This is a genomic window from Neisseria sicca (assembly GCF_014054945.1).
GTDB lineage: Bacteria > Pseudomonadota > Gammaproteobacteria > Burkholderiales > Neisseriaceae > Neisseria > Neisseria sicca.
Genome location: NZ_CP059566.1, coordinates 1446345 through 1465183, shown reverse-complemented (window position 1 = coordinate 1465183; position 18839 = coordinate 1446345). Strand labels below are relative to the sequence as shown.

10 protein-coding genes, 2 tRNA genes and 3 rRNA genes are annotated in these 18839 nt (G+C 52.2%); 9 read left to right on the top strand and 6 right to left on the bottom strand.

Annotated features, from left to right (window positions below; all coding sequences use genetic code 11):
• Positions 1 to 230 precede the first annotated feature (230 nt).
• The 6 genes from H3L95_RS07065 to H3L95_RS07040 all read left to right on the top strand — a co-directional run bounded on the left by H3L95_RS07065 (position 231) and on the right by H3L95_RS07040 (position 6202).
• Positions 231 to 1771: ribosomal RNA gene (locus H3L95_RS07065) — 16S ribosomal RNA — on the top strand.
• 101 nt (positions 1772 to 1872) lie between these two features.
• Positions 1873 to 1949: transfer RNA gene (locus H3L95_RS07060), tRNA-Ile, on the top strand.
• Between the two features lie 7 nt (positions 1950 to 1956).
• A tRNA-Ala gene (locus H3L95_RS07055) sits at positions 1957 to 2032 on the top strand.
• A 431-nt stretch (positions 2033 to 2463) separates the two neighbouring features.
• Positions 2464 to 5355, top strand: a 23S ribosomal RNA gene (locus H3L95_RS07050).
• A 93-nt stretch (positions 5356 to 5448) separates the two neighbouring features.
• Positions 5449 to 5562: ribosomal RNA gene (rrf, locus tag H3L95_RS07045) — 5S ribosomal RNA — on the top strand.
• The 16S, 23S and 5S rRNA genes sit together here with 2 tRNA genes alongside, the layout of an rRNA operon.
• 349 nt (positions 5563 to 5911) lie before the next feature.
• The gene (locus H3L95_RS07040) at positions 5912 to 6202 is read left to right on the top strand and encodes a ComEA family DNA-binding protein (RefSeq protein WP_009313167.1); all 291 of its coding nucleotides are present in this window, start codon (positions 5912 to 5914) and stop codon (positions 6200 to 6202) included.
• Positions 6203 to 6646: 444 nt separating this feature from the next.
• Here the strand turns inward: H3L95_RS07040 and rfaQ are convergent, their stop codons facing one another.
• A complete protein-coding gene (gene rfaQ / locus H3L95_RS07035) occupies positions 6647 to 7753 on the bottom strand; it encodes a putative lipopolysaccharide heptosyltransferase III (RefSeq protein WP_003761828.1) in 1107 nt (368 codons plus the stop codon).
• Positions 7698 to 7949 (bottom strand): hypothetical protein, encoded by a 252-nt coding sequence (locus tag H3L95_RS07030; protein WP_094105996.1) that lies wholly within the window; start codon positions 7947 to 7949, stop codon positions 7698 to 7700. Before H3L95_RS07030 ends, rfaQ begins: the two co-directional genes overlap by 56 nt.
• 190 nt (positions 7950 to 8139) lie before the next feature.
• Between H3L95_RS07030 and H3L95_RS07025 the strand changes: the two genes are divergently transcribed.
• Positions 8140 to 9021 (top strand): prephenate dehydrogenase, encoded by an 882-nt coding sequence (locus tag H3L95_RS07025; RefSeq protein WP_003761821.1) that lies wholly within the window; start codon positions 8140 to 8142, stop codon positions 9019 to 9021.
• A gap of 104 nt (positions 9022 to 9125) precedes the next feature.
• On the opposite strand, the gene H3L95_RS07020 is transcribed toward H3L95_RS07025, so the two are convergent.
• The 4 genes from H3L95_RS07020 to H3L95_RS07005 form a co-directional block, all read right to left on the bottom strand.
• Positions 9126 to 10577 (bottom strand): DASS family sodium-coupled anion symporter, encoded by a 1452-nt coding sequence (locus tag H3L95_RS07020; protein WP_003761818.1) that lies wholly within the window; start codon positions 10575 to 10577, stop codon positions 9126 to 9128.
• A gap of 1220 nt (positions 10578 to 11797) precedes the next feature.
• Positions 11798 to 13051 carry a complex I 51 kDa subunit family protein gene (locus H3L95_RS07015; RefSeq protein WP_003761813.1) on the bottom strand — a complete coding sequence of 418 codons (1254 nt, stop codon included), beginning with the start codon at positions 13049 to 13051 and terminating at the stop codon, positions 11798 to 11800.
• Positions 13048 to 14676, bottom strand: coding sequence for an FAD-binding protein (locus tag H3L95_RS07010; RefSeq protein ID WP_182096129.1), 1629 nt, complete (start codon positions 14674 to 14676; stop codon positions 13048 to 13050). The genes H3L95_RS07015 and H3L95_RS07010 overlap by 4 nt, the downstream gene beginning before the upstream one ends.
• Positions 14676 to 15314, bottom strand: coding sequence for a 2Fe-2S iron-sulfur cluster-binding protein (locus tag H3L95_RS07005; RefSeq protein ID WP_003761810.1), 639 nt, complete (start codon positions 15312 to 15314; stop codon positions 14676 to 14678). Before H3L95_RS07005 ends, H3L95_RS07010 begins: the two co-directional genes overlap by 1 nt.
• Before the next feature lie 824 nt (positions 15315 to 16138).
• Here H3L95_RS07005 and H3L95_RS07000 point away from each other — a divergent pair.
• On the top strand, positions 16139 to 17662 hold the full coding sequence (locus tag H3L95_RS07000; protein WP_040669189.1) for a fumarate hydratase: 1524 nt from the start codon (positions 16139 to 16141) through the stop codon (positions 17660 to 17662).
• 384 nt (positions 17663 to 18046) lie between these two features.
• Positions 18047 to 18730 (top strand): 2,3-diphosphoglycerate-dependent phosphoglycerate mutase, encoded by a 684-nt coding sequence (locus H3L95_RS06995; RefSeq protein WP_003761799.1) that lies wholly within the window; start codon positions 18047 to 18049, stop codon positions 18728 to 18730.
• Positions 18731 to 18839 lie beyond the last annotated feature (109 nt).

Sequence of the window (18839 nt, the reverse complement as noted above, 5' to 3'; positions counted from 1 at the left end):
GAACAGGTAAGTATATCACAGTTGGTCTGATTTTTCGAGGTTTTAAGAAAAGTTTTGATTGACAATGAGATGAAATGCTTTATAATTCGTTTTCGCTCTTTAACAAAACAGATTACCGATAAGTGTGAGTGCGACAGCCTCACACTGTTTGAAAGACAGACAAGATGATGTTTTAGACATTGTCCTGTTGGTTTCTTTGAAGCAGACCAGAAGTTAAAAAGTTAGAGATTGAACATAAGAGTTTGATCCTGGCTCAGATTGAACGCTGGCGGCATGCTTTACACATGCAAGTCGGACGGCAGCACAGAGAAGCTTGCTTCTTGGGTGGCGAGTGGCGAACGGGTGAGTAACATATCGGAACGTACCGAGCAGTGGGGGATAACTAATCGAAAGATTAGCTAATACCGCATATCTTCTGAGGAAGAAAGCAGGGGACCATTTGGCCTTGCGCTGTTTGAGCGGCCGATATCTGATTAGCTAGTTGGTGGGGTAAAGGCCTACCAAGGCGACGATCAGTAGCGGGTCTGAGAGGATGATCCGCCACACTGGGACTGAGACACGGCCCAGACTCCTACGGGAGGCAGCAGTGGGGAATTTTGGACAATGGGCGCAAGCCTGATCCAGCCATGCCGCGTGTCTGAAGAAGGCCTTCGGGTTGTAAAGGACTTTTGTCAGGGAAGAAAAGGGCGGGGTTAATACCCCTGTCTGATGACGGTACCTGAAGAATAAGCACCGGCTAACTACGTGCCAGCAGCCGCGGTAATACGTAGGGTGCGAGCGTTAATCGGAATTACTGGGCGTAAAGCGGGCGCAGACGGTTACTTAAGCAGGATGTGAAATCCCCGGGCTCAACTTGGGAACTGCGTTCTGAACTGGGTGACTAGAGTGTGTCAGAGGGAGGTAGAATTCCACGTGTAGCAGTGAAATGCGTAGAGATGTGGAGGAATACCGATGGCGAAGGCAGCCTCCTGGGATAACACTGACGTTCATGCCCGAAAGCGTGGGTAGCAAACAGGATTAGATACCCTGGTAGTCCACGCCCTAAACGATGTCGATTAGCTGTTGGGCAGCATGACTGCTTAGTAGCGAAGCTAACGCGTGAAATCGACCGCCTGGGGAGTACGGTCGCAAGATTAAAACTCAAAGGAATTGACGGGGACCCGCACAAGCGGTGGATGATGTGGATTAATTCGATGCAACGCGAAGAACCTTACCTGGTCTTGACATGTACGGAACCCTCCAGAGACGGAGGGGTGCCTTCGGGAGCCGTAACACAGGTGCTGCATGGCTGTCGTCAGCTCGTGTCGTGAGATGTTGGGTTAAGTCCCGCAACGAGCGCAACCCTTGTCATTAGTTGCCATCATTAAGTTGGGCACTCTAATGAGACTGCCGGTGACAAGCCGGAGGAAGGTGGGGATGACGTCAAGTCCTCATGGCCCTTATGACCAGGGCTTCACACGTCATACAATGGTCGGTACAGAGGGTAGCCAAGCCGCGAGGTGGAGCCAATCTCACAAAACCGATCGTAGTCCGGATTGCACTCTGCAACTCGAGTGCATGAAGTCGGAATCGCTAGTAATCGCAGGTCAGCATACTGCGGTGAATACGTTCCCGGGTCTTGTACACACCGCCCGTCACACCATGGGAGTGGGGGATACCAGAAGTAGGTAGGGTAACCGCAAGGAGCCCGCTTACCACGGTATGCTTCATGACTGGGGTGAAGTCGTAACAAGGTAGCCGTAGGGGAACCTGCGGCTGGATCACCTCCTTTCTAGAGAAAGAAGAGGTTGTTGCATTCACACTTATCGGTAAACTGTAGAAGATGCGGAAAAATGCTTGAGTGAAGACAAGGTTCGCTTAAGAAGAGAATCCGGGTTTGTAGCTCAGCTGGTTAGAGCACACGCTTGATAAGCGTGGGGTCGGAGGTTCAAGTCCTCCCAGACCCACCAAGAACGGGGGGGCATAGCTCAGTTGGTAGAGCACCTGCTTTGCAAGCAGGGGGTCATCGGTTCGATCCCGTTTGCCTCCACCAATACTTTCCAAATCAAAGCGAGTTAAAAAGGCAGTGTAACTGCTTTCTTTTTTTCCAAAGAGAAGTCTGCTGACGAATCAGTTTGACGGAAAAAGAAAGGCTGCTATAATAATCAGCTCATTTTGATTTGCGAAGTAAATAGCAATATTGAACGCATCGATCTTTAACAAATTGGAAAGCCGAAATCAACAAACAAAGACAATGTGTCTGTTTTTGATGATTGACCGATTGCAAACGGTCAGTTGTCTCCTGGATAGGAAAAGAAAAACAGGTGCAGTATTTGGGTGATGATTGTATCGACTTAATCCCGAAAGACAAAAGGCGGGATTAAGACACAACAAGCAGTAAGCTTTATCAGAGTAGGAAATTCAAGTTTGATGTTCTAGTCAACGGAATGTCAGGCAAAGTCAGAGAAGTTCTTGAAATGATAGAGTCAAGTGAATAAGTGCATCAGGTGGATGCCTTGGCGATGATAGGCGACGAAGGACGTGTAAGCCTGCGAAAAGCGTGGGGGAGCTGGCAATAAAGCTATGATCCCGCGATGTCCGAATGGGGAAACCCACTGCATTCTGTGCAGTATCCTAAGTTGAATACATAGACTTAGAGAAGCGAACCCGGAGAACTGAACCATCTAAGTACCCGGAGGAAAAGAAATCAACCGAGATTCCGCAAGTAGTGGCGAGCGAACGCGGAGGAGCCTGTACGTGATAACTGTCGAGATAGAAGAACAAGCTGGGAAGCTTGACCATAGTGGGTGATAGTCCCGTATTCGAAATCTCAACGGTGGTACTAAGCGTACGAAAAGTAGGGCGGGACACGTGAAATCCTGTCTGAATATGGGGGGACCATCCTCCAAGGCTAAATACTCATCATCGACCGATAGTGAACCAGTACCGTGAGGGAAAGGCGAAAAGAACCCCGGGAGGGGAGTGAAATAGAACCTGAAACCTGATGCATACAAACAGTGGAAGCACCCTTGTGGTGTGACTGCGTACCTTTTGTATAATGGGTCAACGACTTACATTCAGTAGCGAGCTTAACCGAGTAGGGGAGGCGTAGGGAAACCGAGTCTTAATAGGGCGAACAGTTGCTGGGTGTAGACCCGAAACCGAGTGATCTATCCATGGCCAGGTTGAAGGTGCCGTAACAGGTACTGGAGGACCGAACCCACGCATGTTGCAAAATGCGGGGATGAGCTGTGGATAGGGGTGAAAGGCTAAACAAACTCGGAGATAGCTGGTTCTCCCCGAAAACTATTTAGGTAGTGCCTCGAGCAAGACACTGATGGGGGTAAAGCACTGTTATGGCTAGGGGGTTATTGCAACTTACCAACCCATGGCAAACTAAGAATACCATCAAGTGGTTCCTCGGGAGACAGACAGCGGGTGCTAACGTCCGTTGTCAAGAGGGAAACAACCCAGACCGCCAGCTAAGGTCCCAAATGATAGATTAAGTGGTAAACGAAGTGGGAAGGCCCAGACAGCCAGGATGTTGGCTTAGAAGCAGCCATCATTTAAAGAAAGCGTAATAGCTCACTGGTCGAGTCGTCCTGCGCGGAAGATGTAACGGGGCTCAAATCTATAACCGAAGCTGCGGATGCTAGTTTACTAGCATGGTAGGGGAGCGTTCTGTAGGCCGATGAAGGTGCATTGTAAAGTGTGCTGGAGGTATCAGAAGTGCGAATGTTGACATGAGTAGCGATAAAGCGGGTGAAAAGCCCGCTCGCCGAAAGCCCAAGGTTTCCTACGCAACGTTCATCGGCGTAGGGTGAGTCGGCCCCTAAGGCGAGGCAGAAATGCGTAGTCGATGGGAAACAGGTTAATATTCCTGTACTTGATTCAAATGCGATGTGGGGACGGAGAAGGTTAGGTTAGCAAGCTGTTGGAATAGCTTGTTTAAGCCGGTAGGTGGAAGACTTAGGCAAATCCGGGTCTTCTTAACACCGAGAAGTGACGACGAGTGTCTACGGACATGAAGTAACCGATACCACGCTTCCAGGAAAAGCCACTAAGCTTCAGTTTGAATCGAACCGTACCGCAAACCGACACAGGTGGGCAGGATGAGAATTCTAAGGCGCTTGAGAGAACTCGGGAGAAGGAACTCGGCAAATTGATACCGTAACTTCGGGAGAAGGTATGCCCTCTAAGGTTAAGGACTTGCTCCGTAAGCCTCGGAGGGTCGCAGAGAATAGGTGGCTGCGACTGTTTATTAAAAACACAGCACTCTGCTAACACGAAAGTGGACGTATAGGGTGTGACGCCTGCCCGGTGCTGGAAGGTTAATTGAAGATGTGAGAGCATCGGATCGAAGCCCCAGTAAACGGCGGCCGTAACTATAACGGTCCTAAGGTAGCGAAATTCCTTGTCGGGTAAGTTCCGACCCGCACGAATGGCGTAACGATGGCCACACTGTCTCCTCCCGAGACTCAGCGAAGTTGAAGTGGTTGTGAAGATGCAATCTACCCGCTGCTAGACGGAAAGACCCCGTGAACCTTTACTGTAGCTTTGCATTGGACTTTGAAGTCACTTGTGTAGGATAGGTGGGAGGCTTTGAAGCAGAGACGCCAGTCTCTGTGGAGCCGTCCTTGAAATACCACCCTGGTGTCTTTGAGGTTCTAACCCAGACCCGTAATCCGGGTCGGGGACCGTGCATGGTAGGCAGTTTGACTGGGGCGGTCTCCTCCCAAAGAGTAACGGAGGAGTTCGAAGGTTACCTAGGTCCGGTCGGAAATCGGACTGATAGTGCAATGGCAAAAGGTAGCTTAACTGCGAGACCGACAAGTCGAGCAGGTGCGAAAGCAGGACATAGTGATCCGGTGGTTCTGTATGGAAGGGCCATCGCTCAACGGATAAAAGGTACTCCGGGGATAACAGGCTGATTCCGCCCAAGAGTTCATATCGACGGCGGAGTTTGGCACCTCGATGTCGGCTCATCACATCCTGGGGCTGTAGTCGGTCCCAAGGGTATGGCTGTTCGCCATTTAAAGTGGTACGTGAGCTGGGTTTAAAACGTCGTGAGACAGTTTGGTCCCTATCTGCAGTGGGCGTTGGAAGTTTGACGGGGGCTGCTCCTAGTACGAGAGGACCGGAGTGGACGAACCTCTGGTGTACCGGTTGTAACGCCAGTTGCATAGCCGGGTAGCTAAGTTCGGAAGAGATAAGCGCTGAAAGCATCTAAGCGCGAAACTCGCCTGAAGATGAGACTTCCCTTGCGGTTTAACCGCACTAAAGAGTCGTTCGAGACCAGGACGTTGATAGGTGGGGTGTGGAAGCGCGGTAACGCGTGAAGCTAACCCATACTAATTGCTCGTGAGGCTTGACTCTATCATTTGAAGAACTTCAAATAAAAAGCTTACTGACTGATTCAGTCATCACCAAATATATTGATTAAGGCTTTGCCGATTTGTACAGTTTAAGTTTGGCGGCCATAGCGAGTTGGTCCCACGCCTTCCCATCCCGAACAGGACCGTGAAACGACTCAGCGCCGATGATAGTGTGGTTCTTCCATGCGAAAGTAGGTCACTGCCAAACACCTATTCTAAGCCCCTGACAGATGTCGGGGGCTTTTACTTTTACCCCATATTTTATTCATACCTTTACTTGAAACTCGTCATTGCCGTTCCTTGCCTTCTTGCTATGGCTGACTGCTCACGAGTGGAGATAGGCGGGTGCGACGATAGCGCAGCAGGTAAATGTGACGGATAGGGAGGGTGCGGGTAGAATAGGGATGTTGCAGAATCAATACATAAAGAGATAGTAAACCAAGAAATCTTCAGGTATCGTTTGAACGGAAACGGTAAGACGGATATGATAGCCAACTATTTTACGGTGCCGCACACACAGGCATCATCCGCATTCACAAACTATGGAGTATCTTCTTATGAAAAAATTCCTCTTTGCCGCCCTCTCCCTGCTGACCGCTTCGCTGTCGCTGGCCGCCGTCAACATCAATACCGCTTCCCCGTCCGAGTTGGAAGCCCTGCCCGGTATCGGCCCTGCCAAAGCCAAAGCCATCGTGGACTACCGTCAACAACATGGTGCCTTCAAATCGGTCGAGGAGTTGAAAAACGTCAAAGGTATCGGTGAGGGCATCTTCTCCAAACTGAAGGCGGAAGCAACCGTCGCCCCGGCCGCTCAAAACAAAGCCGCCACCCCCGCCGCTAAAAAATAAACCCGGGTGCGCCCTCCCGAATAGGGAATGTGCGCAGCTGCAGACCCGGTAATGAAAAGGCCGTCCGAATCCAGTCCGGAGTCGGACGGTCTTTGTATCGGGCGGGTAAGGCTGCCATGTCTGTCCCGCTTCATTCGGCCGTCAGATCAGGATGTATGGGGAGACCTATGTGGAAAGGTCGTCTGAAAAGGTGGCGGGCTGCAATACTGCCTTAGTGTGTGCAGTGAGAAGGTTCGTTATTGGAAACGACTGCCTTGCTGGCGCACTATGCCGACTACGTCTCCACCAAATAGCGCGTTGACATCCGTTAAGGTTTCAGGATGTTTGGATAAATCTTAGGTGTTCTCTTAAGATGTCGGAATAGGGTGAAAATCTGTTGTAGTTAATTTTGCAAAGACCTCTACTTTATTTATAGGCAACCGCTTATTGATACCGAAGCAGGGATTATTCTATTGCTGCGTGTGTTCCCGTTTGGTCAATTTTCTCGAGTTTGGCGGAAACGCGGTTCCATACTTCTTCCAGAGGAATGGCTTTCAGGAGACGTTCGGGATTGTTTGTATTGATGCTGTCGGGGTGGGGGAGGTCGGTATAATCGCCCGCCCATATCACTTCGGCATTGAGCGAATAAGGATGCCATATGCCCAGCCAAGTCGCGCCGAATAGGGCGATTTGCGGTTTGTCGAGCGCGGCGGCGATGTGCATGGGAACGGAATCGACGCCGATAAACAGTTTGGCGCGGTCTATCGCCGCTGCAAGTTCGCGCAAAGTTAGGCAGCCGGACAATACCCATACTTTGCCGCTTTCCGGTATTTTCAGACGACCTAAGATGGCTTCAATCATGTCGTGTTCAACGGGACTGGGGGAGGCAGTCAGGACGACGTTGTGTCCGTGGTTCAGCAGAAGCTGGACGAGTGCGGCGTTTTTGCCGTCTTCCCAACATTTGAACAACCAGCGCGCGCCCGGATGCAGTAAGACGTAGTTTTCGCCTTGCCAGCCTTGTTCGCGCAATTTTTGTTCCATACTGTTGCGGACATCTGGGGAGATGCTCATACGGACTTTTGCGTGGGATAGATCTTCCGGACGGATAAGCGGAGGCAGTATGCCCAGATGGGTTTCAACGATATGTTTGGTCGTGCCCATATCGGGGTTGAGAAAGTCGTGACACCAGCGCCAGGCGGCATTGTCGCGTTTGATGCAGTTGAAGCCGACGCTGCATTTTGAACAGAGCTTGGCAATGATGGCGGCACGCCATTGGTCGGAAAGGTTGAATGCCCAATCGTATTGACGGGCTTTTAACTGACGGAAAAGGTCTTTTTCGTGTTTGAACTGCATCCGCACGCCTTGTTTCTTCCATTGCCGGTCAATGGTGAAAATCCGGGCGATTTGCGGATTGTCGCGGATGATGTCGGCGGTTTCCTGATAAACCAGCATATCGACTTCGCACTCGGGAAAATGTTGTTTGATCGCATCGACGACCGGCGTACTGAGCAATACGTCACCATGATGGCGCAGTTTGATGACGAGGATACGGTTGGGTTGTGCAAGTGACATACGGTACTTTCAGACGACCTGGTTCAAGAATGGCTCTCAATTTTAAAACGGAACGCAAGGTTTGGAAAACTGTTTCTGTATAAACGGTTTTTAGAGCAAATGAACGCTGCCGGTTTTCTTTGATTTTCTTAAAAAATATTGATTTAGGATGGCCGGTGTATGCAAAATCTTTTGACACTGCGGAAGATTGTTCCATTCTGAAAACGCCTACGGGCTGACCGGCTTTCCGACAGGGTTGTGGCTGGAATGGGGCCGATTCACTATAATAGCCCAAGCTGCAGGCAGGATTTGTGTTCCAAGAAGGTTTTGCAGGTTTCGAAGCAAATCCTAGTCCCCGGTATGTTTTCAGACGACCTTTCCTTCATCCACCGCCTTACACATCCGCCATGACACCAAATGCTCCGCTCCAACACATCACCCTTATCGGCGTCGGACTGATAGGCGGCTCTTTCGTTCTGGATCTCAAACGATTGGGACGGGTGCAAACCGTGACCGGCATTGATCTTGACCGCGACAATCTCGACCGTGCGCTTGAGCGTCGGGTGATTGATAAAGCGTTTACGGAAATCAACGCCGAAAGCATCGGTCATGCCGATTTGGTGTTGATTGCCACGCCGGTTTCCACGCTGCCGACCATCTGCCAAGCCATTGCGCCGCTGCTTGCGCCGGAGGCTTATGTGTCTGATGTGGGCAGCACCAAGCGGACTGCCATCGCCGCTTTCCGCCAATATCTGCCCGAGCGGATTTCACACTGTATCGCCGCGCACCCCATTGCAGGCTCCGACCGCAGCGGTGCATTGGCGGCGCAATTCGGGTTGTATCAAGATAAAAAACTGATTATCACCACACACGGACAAGAGCGTCCCGAAGGTATCGCTTTGATAAAAAGCCTATGGCAGGCGGTCGGCGCACAGACGTTTGAAATGAGTGCGGAAGAACACGATGCCGTGTTCGCCGCCGTTTCCCATATGCCGCATTTGACCGCTTTTGCTTATGTCCACCAAATCGCCGACCATCCGGACGGACAGGAATATTTGAAATTTGCCGCCAGCGGTTTCCGAGACTTTACCCGCATCGCCTCCAGCCATCCCGCCATTTGGACGGACATTTGCCTGGACAATAAAAACAGCCTGATCAAGCTGATTGCCGGACTGCACGATCAACTTTCCAAGTTGGAACGTATCCTTGAACAAGAAAACCGCGACGCGCTATACCGTTATTTTGAAGAAGCCAAGCAAACGCGCGACGAATGGTTGGGCAGCCAATAGCGGATTGATATCCAGCCTCACCTTGCAACTGCTTCTCTCCAAAAAGCAAAAAGGTCGTCTGAAAACCTATTTTCAGACGACCTTTTGTTGATTTCAGGCAGGGTTTACCAGTAGCCCAGCACTTTCCACCAGATAATGCCGATGGTGCCGAAAATCAGGATTTCGACCACGCTCATGATGAAGCCGGCTTTCCACCATTCGGTCATGCTGACATAGTTCGAGCCGTAGATGACGGGGGACGAACCTGAGGCGTAGTGGGTCAGCGACATCATGATGCCGGTGGCGGATGCCATAATTAGGGCGAACAGCATGGGCGGTGCATTCAAGGCGAGGCCTGCGCCGTAGAACGCGCCGAACATGGCGGTAACGTGTGCCGTGCCGCTGGCGAAAACGTAGTGGGCGTAGAGGTAGGCGAGTACCAACAGGGCGCAACCGGCTTCCCAGCCCAGCCCGAGATGGGAAATGCCACCCTGCATGGATTCGGACAGCCATGCAATCAGTCCCAATTTGTTGAGGAAGTTCGCCATCATGACCAAGGCGGCAAACCAGACGATGGTGTCCCACGCGCCTTTTTCTTTCAGCGCGTCGTCCCAAGTCAGTACGCCGGTGAGCAGGCACAGGCTCAGACCGAGGAAGGTGGTGGCGGTGGCATCGACTTTCACGCCGAACAGCATTTCGGGAACGCCCGCCCACAAAAGCAGCAGAATCACGAAAATGCCGAGCATGATTTTTTCGTCACGCTTCATCGCGCCCATTTCTTTCAGTTTTTCTTTGGCAAGGGCGGTCGCGTTAGGCGTTTGTTTGATTTCGGGCGGATACAGGAAATACAGCACCAGCGGCATCAGGAACATGGCGATCAGGCCGGGGACAACCATGGCGGCGAACCATGTGCCCCAAGAGAGGTGGATTTTCGAATCGGTAGCTTTGGCGACTAATTCGACAACCAACGGGTTGGGTGCGGTTGCGGTAATGAAGATACAGCAGGTGATGATGTTGGCGTGGTAGTTGACCAGCGCGAGGTATTTACCGATTTTGCCTTCCGTGCCTTTTTCGGGGTCGGAATCGAAACTCAGGGCAATGGAACGCATAATCGGATGCACGATGGCGCCGCCGCGCGCGGTGTTACTTGGCGTAACCGGGCCGATAACCAAGTCGGCCAAAGCCAGGCTGTAACCTACGCCCAGCGTGCGTTTGCCGAAGAGGGAAATCAGAAGGTAGCCGATACGCATCCCCAAGCCGGTTTTCAACAAACCGCGCGAGATGATGATGGCGATACCGATCATCCAGATTAACGAGTTGTTGAGGCTGCTCAGAGCGTCTTTGGTTGCGTCGGCTGCTTTTTCGTTGGTCACGCCGGTCAGCGCGACCAAGGTAATGCCCAAAATCGCCATTGCGCCGATGGGCATGGCTTTGCCGATGATGCCGGCGATGATGCCGACGAACAACGCCAAAAGGTGCCATGCGTCGGGCGACACGCCCTGCGGCACGGGTATGACGAACCAGATAATCAGCGTCAGCGCGAGCGCAACCGCAGCAGGAATTGGCTTGAAGCCCATGTTGAGTCTCCTAGTTTGAGGTATCGGGGAAATCGGATTTCAGACGACGTGTGCCTGATTTTGATGGGAACAGGTCGTCTGAAACGTATTTGGCAGCAGTTGTTTTTTATGTTTTTCTTTTGGTGGTTTGGGTAATGCGTGTTTGTGTTGCCATCTTTTTCAGACGACGTTTTCTTAAGGTTATTGCGGTTTGCCCTCTCCCTAGCCCTCTCCCACGGGGAGAGGGGACAGCTTGCAGAAAGTCCGATAATGGTCGGTTTCAGCGCCATTATTCCCTTTCCGTGGAAGAGAGAACAGATTGCAGAAAATCCGATAATGGTCGGTTTCAGCACCATCATTCCCTCTCCCCGTGGGAGAGGGCTAGGGAGAGGGTAAAACCCTAGGATGCACCGTATCGTTTTCTCTGATGGCAAATCTACCGATAAGTTTTAGTCAGACGATGTGTGTCCGTTTTAGTGGGGAGGGGTCGTCTGAAACGTATTTGGCAGCAGTTGTTTTTTATGTTTTTCTTTTGGTGGTTTGGGTAATGCGTATTTTTTATTGCCATCTTTTTCAGACGACGTTTTCTTAAGGTTATTGCGTTTTGCCCTCTCCCTAGCCCTCTCCCACGGGGAGAGGGGATAGATTGCAGAAAATCCGATAATAGTCGGTTTCAGCACCATTATTCCTTCTCCCAGTGGGAGAGGGTTAGGGAGAGGGCAAACCCTAGGATGCGTGTATCGTTTTTTCTGATGGCAAATCTACCGATAAGTTTTAGTCAGACGATGTGTGTCCGTTTTAGTGGGGAGGGGTCGTCTGAAACGTATTTGGCAGCAGTTGTTTTTTATGTTTTTCTTTTGGTGGTTTGGGTCATGCGTGTTTGTGTTGCCATCTTTTTCAGACGACGTTTTCTTGAGGTTATTGCGGTTTGCCCTCTCCCACGGGAGAGGGGACGGGTTGCGGAAAGTCTGATAATGGTCGATTTTTAGCACCATCATTCTCTCTCCGTGGAAGAGGGGCAGATTGCAGAAAATCTGATAATGGTCGGCTTCAGCACCATCATTCCCTCTCCCCGTGGGAGAGGGCTAGGGAGAGGGCAAAACCTCAGATTTAGCGGTTTCGGTTGTGAAATCCAACAAATACTTAAACCCTAATCATCATGTTGGTTCATGCCCCAATCTACAGGTATTTTTCAGACGACCTCCCATAATAGAAAAGGTCGTCTGAAATCCCGTATCGGATTAATCCTGCTCTGCCGGCAGGCCGTACTCTTCGGGGAAGGTACGCAGCGAGCTTTGCAACACGGTAACCGCGCCGTCAATCAGACCGCAGCGGCCGCTTCGTGGCAGCAGTTGGCACAGGCTTTGCAGGGCGCGGAGGTCGTCTGAAGTGCCGATGCCGGTATCCACACGGTTGAGCAGGCGCGAGAGTTGGAAAGTGCCGCCTTTGCACGGCGGGCATTGTCCGCATGAGTTGGACGCAAAAAATTCCACATACTCGGACACTTTACGCACCACGCTGGTGCCTTCGGAAATCACAATCATCGCGCCCGTACCGAGGCTGGATTTGCGTTCGCGCACGGACACGAAGTCCAAAGGCACGTCCAAATCTTTCGCGGTCAGAAGCGTGTTTGACGGGCCGCCGGTGAAGACGGCTTTAAACGTGCGCCCTTCGAGCATACCGCCGCCGTGGTCGAAAATCAGCGATTGCAGGGTCGTGCCCATCGGCAGTTCGTACAGGCCCGGATTCAATACGTCGCCGGAAAGCGAATAGAGTTTCGTGCCTGCGGCATCGCCCAAACCCAGCGATTTGTACCATTCCGCGCCTTTGGCAAGGATTTGCGGGATGTTGGCGAAGGTTTCGGTGTTGTTGATTAAGGTCGGTTCGCCTGCTACGCCGCTTTCGGCAGGGAACGGCGGCTTGCGGCGCGGGAACGGGAAACCGCCTTCCAACCATGAAATCACGGCGGTTTCTTCGCCGCCGATGTAGCGGCCTGAAGTTTCGACCAATTTCAGGTCTAAAGGTTTGCCCAGATAGTTTTCGATGCGGATGAACAAATCGCTTTTTTTCCACTGCTCGATGGCGGGCACGATGGAGGCGACGGATTCGGTCTGGTGCGGGTTGACATACATAATCGCTTTGTTGGCGCGGCAGGCGACGGCGGCAATCAGTACGCCCTCGATGACTTGGTGCGGCGTTTTCGCCAGCAATACGCGGTCTTTAAACGTACCCGGTTCGTCTTCGTTGGCGTTACAGACGACGTATTTGTCGCCGTGTTTGCTTTGGGCTGCGACGGCCGCCTCCCATTTGCGCCAGGTCGGGAAACCTGCGCCGCCCATGCCGCAGAGATTGGCGTCTTGCAGCTTGGAAACGATGCTTTGAGGATCGGCAAGCGCTGCCAGCAGGCCTTCGCCGCCGCCGACTTTGCGCCACGCGGCCAAATCCACGCCGACTTGGCGGGACGGGTGCAGTAAGTTTTGATTGGCTTGGTTCATGATTGTTGCTCCTGCAAACCGGCGTGTTCGCGCAAATCGAATTTGCCGTAGTCGGGATATAAAACGGGGGCTTTGATGTCGCTGGTCAGACCGGCGCGGGTCATTTCGCGTTGCAGATCGTGGACGTGTCCGACACCGCCGCGCACTTTTTTCAGCGGTAGGCCGCAACCGGCGGCTGCTTTACCCGCGCGGCGGCCGAAGCTGATGATGTCCAAAAGCGCGTTGCCCATCAGGCGGTTGCGGCCGTGGATGCCGCCGGTTACTTCGCCGGCGCAATAGAGGCCTTCCACGCAGGTCGCGCCGTCGCCGTTGATTTCGACGCCGCCGTTTTGGTAGTGCAGGGTCGGATGAATCATTACAGGCTCAACAGCGGGGTCGATGCCGCATTTGTGGGCAACGTGGCCGAGCGTAACCAAACGGTTCAACACGTCAGGATCGTTTTCAATCAGGCGCGGGGTGTCGAGGAACACGCCGACCTGTCCGTCGCGCACCACGCCGCGGCCTTCGCGGCACTCGCGCAAAATGGCGGCGGCAACGACGTCGCGCGGCTGTAATTCGTCAACGAAACGCTCGCCCAAACCGTTGACCAGTTTGGTGCCTGCGGAACGCACGGCTTCGGAAATCAGCGCGCCTGCCAAGTGCGGCGGATGGGCGACGCCGGTCGGATGGTATTGGAAGGAATCGATGTCGCGCAGTTTTGCGCCGATGCGGTATGCCATCACCAGACCGTCGGCGGTTGCGCCGTAGTGGTTGGAAGTGGCGAAACCCTGCAAATGCAGCCGTCCGCTGCCGCCGGTTGCCAAGACCACGGCTTTGGTGTGAACCAATACCAAGGAGCGTTTTTCCAAATCGTACAAAATCGCGCCGACGCAGCGGCCGTGTTCGTCCGACAATAATTCGATGGCGGGGTGGCGGTTGAGCTGGGTAATGTTTTCGTCGAGTTCGACCGCCTCGCGCAGTACTCGCATCATTTCAAGGCCGGTAAAGTCGCGGTAGCTCAGGATGCGCGGCACAGTCGTACCGCCCGCACGTTTGCGGCTCAACATGCCGTTGCTGTCCGCACCTTTGGCAAGGTCGAAAGTCATGCCCAAGCCGATCAGCCAGCGGATGGCGGACGGCGCGTCAGTAACCATTTGTGCCACCAATTCTTTTTTGCCTGCGTTGTGGCCGCCTTTGATGGTGTCGTCAAAGTGTTGCTGCAAGCTGTCTTCCGCGCCGACCGCCGCCTGAATGCCGCCTTCGGCCATCACGGTATTGCTGTCGCCGATACGCAGCTTGTTCGCCATAATCACGCGCGCGCCTGCTTCGGTTGCAGACAATGCCGCTGCTGCGCCCGCACCGCCGCCGCCGATAACCAGTACGTCGGTGTTCAAATGTTCCGCGCCCGACAAATCATAGTCGTCAATCAGGGGATGGCTGATCAGCAGTTTCGCCAAATCAGGATGGCAGTAATCGCCCGTGTTCGGGCCGATGGGCAGTTTGACGCGCGCATTTGCCTGATAGTCGGGGTGAAACTGGCTCAACAATTCGTTTTTTTCCGGCAGGTCGCCGCGCAGTTCCAATGAGGAAGCACGCAGGTTGGCAAGGGCGGTTTCGTAGTCTATGCCTTGGATTTCGTTCGCCATCACATTGCCTCCTCTTCAAATTCGACTTTCATTTTGCCGCTGTCGATTTCGCGCAGGCGGCGCATCAAATCCACCGGACGCAGCGTGCGCGCCGCTTTCATACGACGGGCGAACAGACCCAAGTGGTTCGGACGGATGTGTTCGGGGCAGGAAAGGGTGCAGAGGTTACACATCACACATTGGTCGAAGGTCAGCGCAGCCGCGCCGAAATCGCCGGATACTACTTGCGCTACGCCGTTTTCCACTTCCAAACCTTTGGGGCAGGCGCGGTTGCAGCCGCCGCAATGACGGCAGTGTTGCGCTTCGGGGAAGGCTTTGGCGGTGTCGTCCAGCCAGTTCCAGCCGTCGCCGACCTCGCTCACGTCGTAATATTGGATGTGCTCAGGGATAAAGTAGTCCAAGAAGCTGACCTGCATCCCTTCTTCGACTTTGGTTTCACACGCCAACGCAGTCGTTACCTCGCGCTCGCCTTCCTTGCGGATCATGCAGCGGCACGAACCGCACACGCCTTGTCCCATACAGCCGACGTTGGCGGTAATCGCGCTGCCGGCACGGGCATAGGCCTGAATAATTGACGAGTCGGCGGAGGCCTTGACCTCGTGGCCGTCTATGGTCAGGGTTAACAAGTTTTCACTCATGGTAGTGTCCTGTGGAATGGGATAGGGGAAATCGGATGTGTGTATTTTTATTACAAATTTTTAAAATGCAGATATTTTTCAGGAAACGTCTTATAAATCAACGTCTGACTGTCTTTTATTAGTGTATCAGAATTTGGTTTTTTTGATGATGGCGGAGTCGTAAAGGCAGGGTGGGGGCGGATTGTGAACAAAAAACAGCGGTTTTCAGACGACCTTTGTGCCATCTTGTTATTTTGTAAGATAAAATAAACTTACGATAAAGGAATAATTGCTAAAAACCGTTTTGAAATACGAGTAAATATCATTATTAAGTGTTTGATATAAAAGCATATATCTATGTATTTATTGGATAAATTTGCGAAATGTAAGTAAATGCAAATTGTGTTATAAAATTTCATAAAAACGGCTAAGTTTGACTTCCGTCAAAAATCATCGTGGGTAGAATGACACGGCTTTTACATTTGTGTATGGTTGAAAAAAGAAAGACAGGTCGTCTGAAAAGTAATTGTTTCTTTTTAAATTCATGTTATTAGTAGGGTTCATTACAGCGGTGAATTCAGCCTTTTCAGACGACCCTTGGGAATTTTAGTGGACAGATTAATTGTAGTTTTATTTCTACTGGTAAATATTGCCGACAATATCCGTTATCATCATCCGAGTGAAATGATAGGTTATTAAGTTTTATGAAAATCAATAAATTATAAAAATCATATTGTCGCCTCATATCGATTGACAGCACTATTACACTGATTAAGGTCGTCTGAAAAACGGCCTCTATAAAAAAGCTAACAAACCTTCCCTACCATATGAAAAGGAACACAATCATGACCGTCATCAAGCAAGAAGACTTTATCCAAAGTATCTGCGATGCCTTCCAATTCATCAGCTATTACCATCCGAAAGACTACATCGACGCGCTCTATAAGGCGTGGCAGAAGGAAGAAAATCCCGCCGCCAAAGACGCGATGACGCAGATTTTGGTCAACAGCCGTATGTGTGCGGAAAACAACCGCCCCATCTGTCAAGACACCGGTATCGCAACCGTCTTCCTCAAAGTCGGCATGAACGTCCAATGGGATGCGGACATGAGCGTGGAAGAGATGGTTAACGAAGGCGTGCGCCGCGCCTACACTTGGGAAGGCAACACCCTACGCGCGTCCGTCCTCGCCGACCCGGCCGGCAAACGCCAAAACACCAAAGACAACACCCCCGCCGTCATCCACATGAGCATCGTACCGGGCGACAAAGTCGAAGTAACCTGCGCGGCAAAAGGCGGCGGCTCTGAAAACAAATCCAAACTCGCCATGCTCAATCCTTCCGACAACATCGTCGATTGGGTATTGAAAACCATCCCGACCATGGGCGCGGGCTGGTGTCCTCCCGGCATTTTGGGCATCGGTATCGGCGGTACGCCCGAAAAAGCCGTGTTGATGGCGAAAGAATCCCTGATGAGCCACATCGACATTCAAGAGTTGCAGGAAAAAGCCGCGTCCGGTGCGGAATTGTCCGCCACCGAATCCCTGCGCCTCGAGCTCTTTGAAAAAGTCAACGCGTTGGGCATCGGCGCACAAGGTTTGGGCGGACTGACCACCGTGTTGGACGTCAAAATCCTCGATTACCCGACCCATGCCGCTTCCAAACCGATTGCCATGATTCCGAACTGCGCCGCCACCCGCCACGTTGAATTCGAATTGGACGGCTCAGGCCCGGTCGAACTGACCCCGCCGCGCGTTGAAGACTGGCCCGATTTGACTTACAGCCCCGACAACGGCAAACGCATCGATGTCGATAAACTGACCAAAGAAGAAGTTGCCAGCTGGAAAACCGGCGACGTATTGCTGCTGAACGGCAAAATCCTCACCGGCCGCGATGCCGCGCACAAACGCCTCGTCGATATGCTCGACAAAGGCGAAGAGTTGCCCGTCGATTTCACCAACCGCCTGATTTACTACGTCGGCCCCGTCGATCCTGTCGGCGACGAAGTCGTCGGTCCCGCAGGTCCGACCACTGCCACCCGTATGGACAAATTCACCCGCCAAATGCTCGAACAAACCGGCCTCTTGGGCATGATCGGCAAATCCGAGCGCGGCGCAGCCACCTGCGAAGCCATCGCCGACAACAAAGCCGTGTACCTCATGGCAGTCGGCGGTGCGGCATACCTCGTGGCAAAAGCCATCAAATCCTCCAAAGTCTTGGCGTTCCCCGAATTGGGCATGGAAGCGGTTTACGAGTTTGAAGTCAAAGACATGCCCGTAACCGTCGCCGTGGACAGCAAAGGCGAATCCATCCACGCCACCGCCCCGCGCAAATGGCAGGCAAAAATCGGCATCATCCCCGTCGAATCCTAATGACTTGATGGTAGGTTGAAAAAGGTCGTCTGAAAACTTGAAACAGGGTTTTCAGACGACCTTTAATTTGTTTGGAGGCATTACGACTGCAAGGGTAGGGGGAATGGACGGTATAGTGGATTAACTTTAAATCAGGACAAGGCGACGAAGCCGCAGACAGTACAGATAGGACGGAACCGATTCACTTGGTGCTTCAGCACCTTAGAGAATCGTTCTCTTTGAGCTAAGGCGAGGCAACGCCGTACTGGTTTAAAGTTAATCCACTATAAAACAATACGCCGCAAGTCTTGATAAAGAACAAGCATCGCCCTGCCCCGACTGCAGAAGCAGCCGAAATATGTTATAAATAGCCCCTTCTACCGACCTCAAATTGGAGCATACGACATGGAATTGGTATTTATCCGTCACGGACAAAGCGAATGGAACGCGAAAAACCTGTTTACAGGCTGGCGCGATGTGAAACTGAGCGAGCAGGGGCTTGCCGAAGCTGCCGCCGCCGGTAAAAAACTGAAGGAAAAAGGCTACGAGTTCGACATCGCCTTCACTTCCGTCCTGACCCGCGCGATTAAAACCTGCAACATCGTTTTGGAAGAATCCAACCAACTGTTCGTGCCGCAAATCAAAAGCTGGAGGCTGAACGAACGCCACTACGGCCAACTGCAAGGTTTGGACAAAAAACAAACCGCCGAAAAATACGGCGACGAGCAAGTCCACATCTGGCGCCGCAGCTACGACACCCTGCCGCCGCTGCTCGATCCGAAAGACCCGTTCTCCGCGCACAACGACCGCCGCTATGCCAACCTGCCCGCCGATGTTATCCCCGACGGCGAAAACCTGAAAGTTACTTTGGAGCGCGTATTGCCGTTCTGGGAAGACCAAATCGCCCCCGCGCTTCTGAGCGGCAAACGCGTCTTGGTCGCCGCCCACGGCAACTCCCTGCGCGCATTGGCCAAACACATCGAAGGCATTTCTGACGAAGACATCATGGGCTTGGAAATTCCGACCGGTCAGCCGCTGGTGTACAAATTGGATGATAATTTGAAAGTGGTTGAAAAATTCTATCTGTAAGCTTTGCGGATAATAAAAAGGTCGTCTGAAAACTCGGATTCGGGGTTTTCAGACGACCTTTTGATTGATTGAAACGCTTGAAATATAAAATTTGAGATAGGTAAAGACA

Excerpts from the sequence above, each read along its gene's own strand:
- H3L95_RS07040 (WP_009313167.1), top strand. The coding sequence starts at position 5,912 with ATGAAAAAATTCCTCTTTGCCGCCCTCTCCCTGCTGACCGCTTCGCTG.
- rfaQ (WP_003761828.1), bottom strand. The coding sequence starts at position 7,753 with ATGTCACTTGCACAACCCAACCGTATCCTCGTCATCAAACTGCGCCAT.
- H3L95_RS07030 (WP_094105996.1), bottom strand. The coding sequence starts at position 7,949 with ATGGAACAATCTTCCGCAGTGTCAAAAGATTTTGCATACACCGGCCAT.
- H3L95_RS07025 (WP_003761821.1), top strand. The coding sequence starts at position 8,140 with ATGACACCAAATGCTCCGCTCCAACACATCACCCTTATCGGCGTCGGA.
- H3L95_RS07020 (WP_003761818.1), bottom strand. The coding sequence starts at position 10,577 with ATGGGCTTCAAGCCAATTCCTGCTGCGGTTGCGCTCGCGCTGACGCTG.
- H3L95_RS07015 (WP_003761813.1), bottom strand. The coding sequence starts at position 13,051 with ATGAACCAAGCCAATCAAAACTTACTGCACCCGTCCCGCCAAGTCGGC.
- H3L95_RS07010 (WP_182096129.1), bottom strand. The coding sequence starts at position 14,676 with ATGGCGAACGAAATCCAAGGCATAGACTACGAAACCGCCCTTGCCAAC.
- H3L95_RS07005 (WP_003761810.1), bottom strand. The coding sequence starts at position 15,314 with ATGAGTGAAAACTTGTTAACCCTGACCATAGACGGCCACGAGGTCAAG.
- H3L95_RS07000 (WP_040669189.1), top strand. The coding sequence starts at position 16,139 with ATGACCGTCATCAAGCAAGAAGACTTTATCCAAAGTATCTGCGATGCC.
- H3L95_RS06995 (WP_003761799.1), top strand. The coding sequence starts at position 18,047 with ATGGAATTGGTATTTATCCGTCACGGACAAAGCGAATGGAACGCGAAA.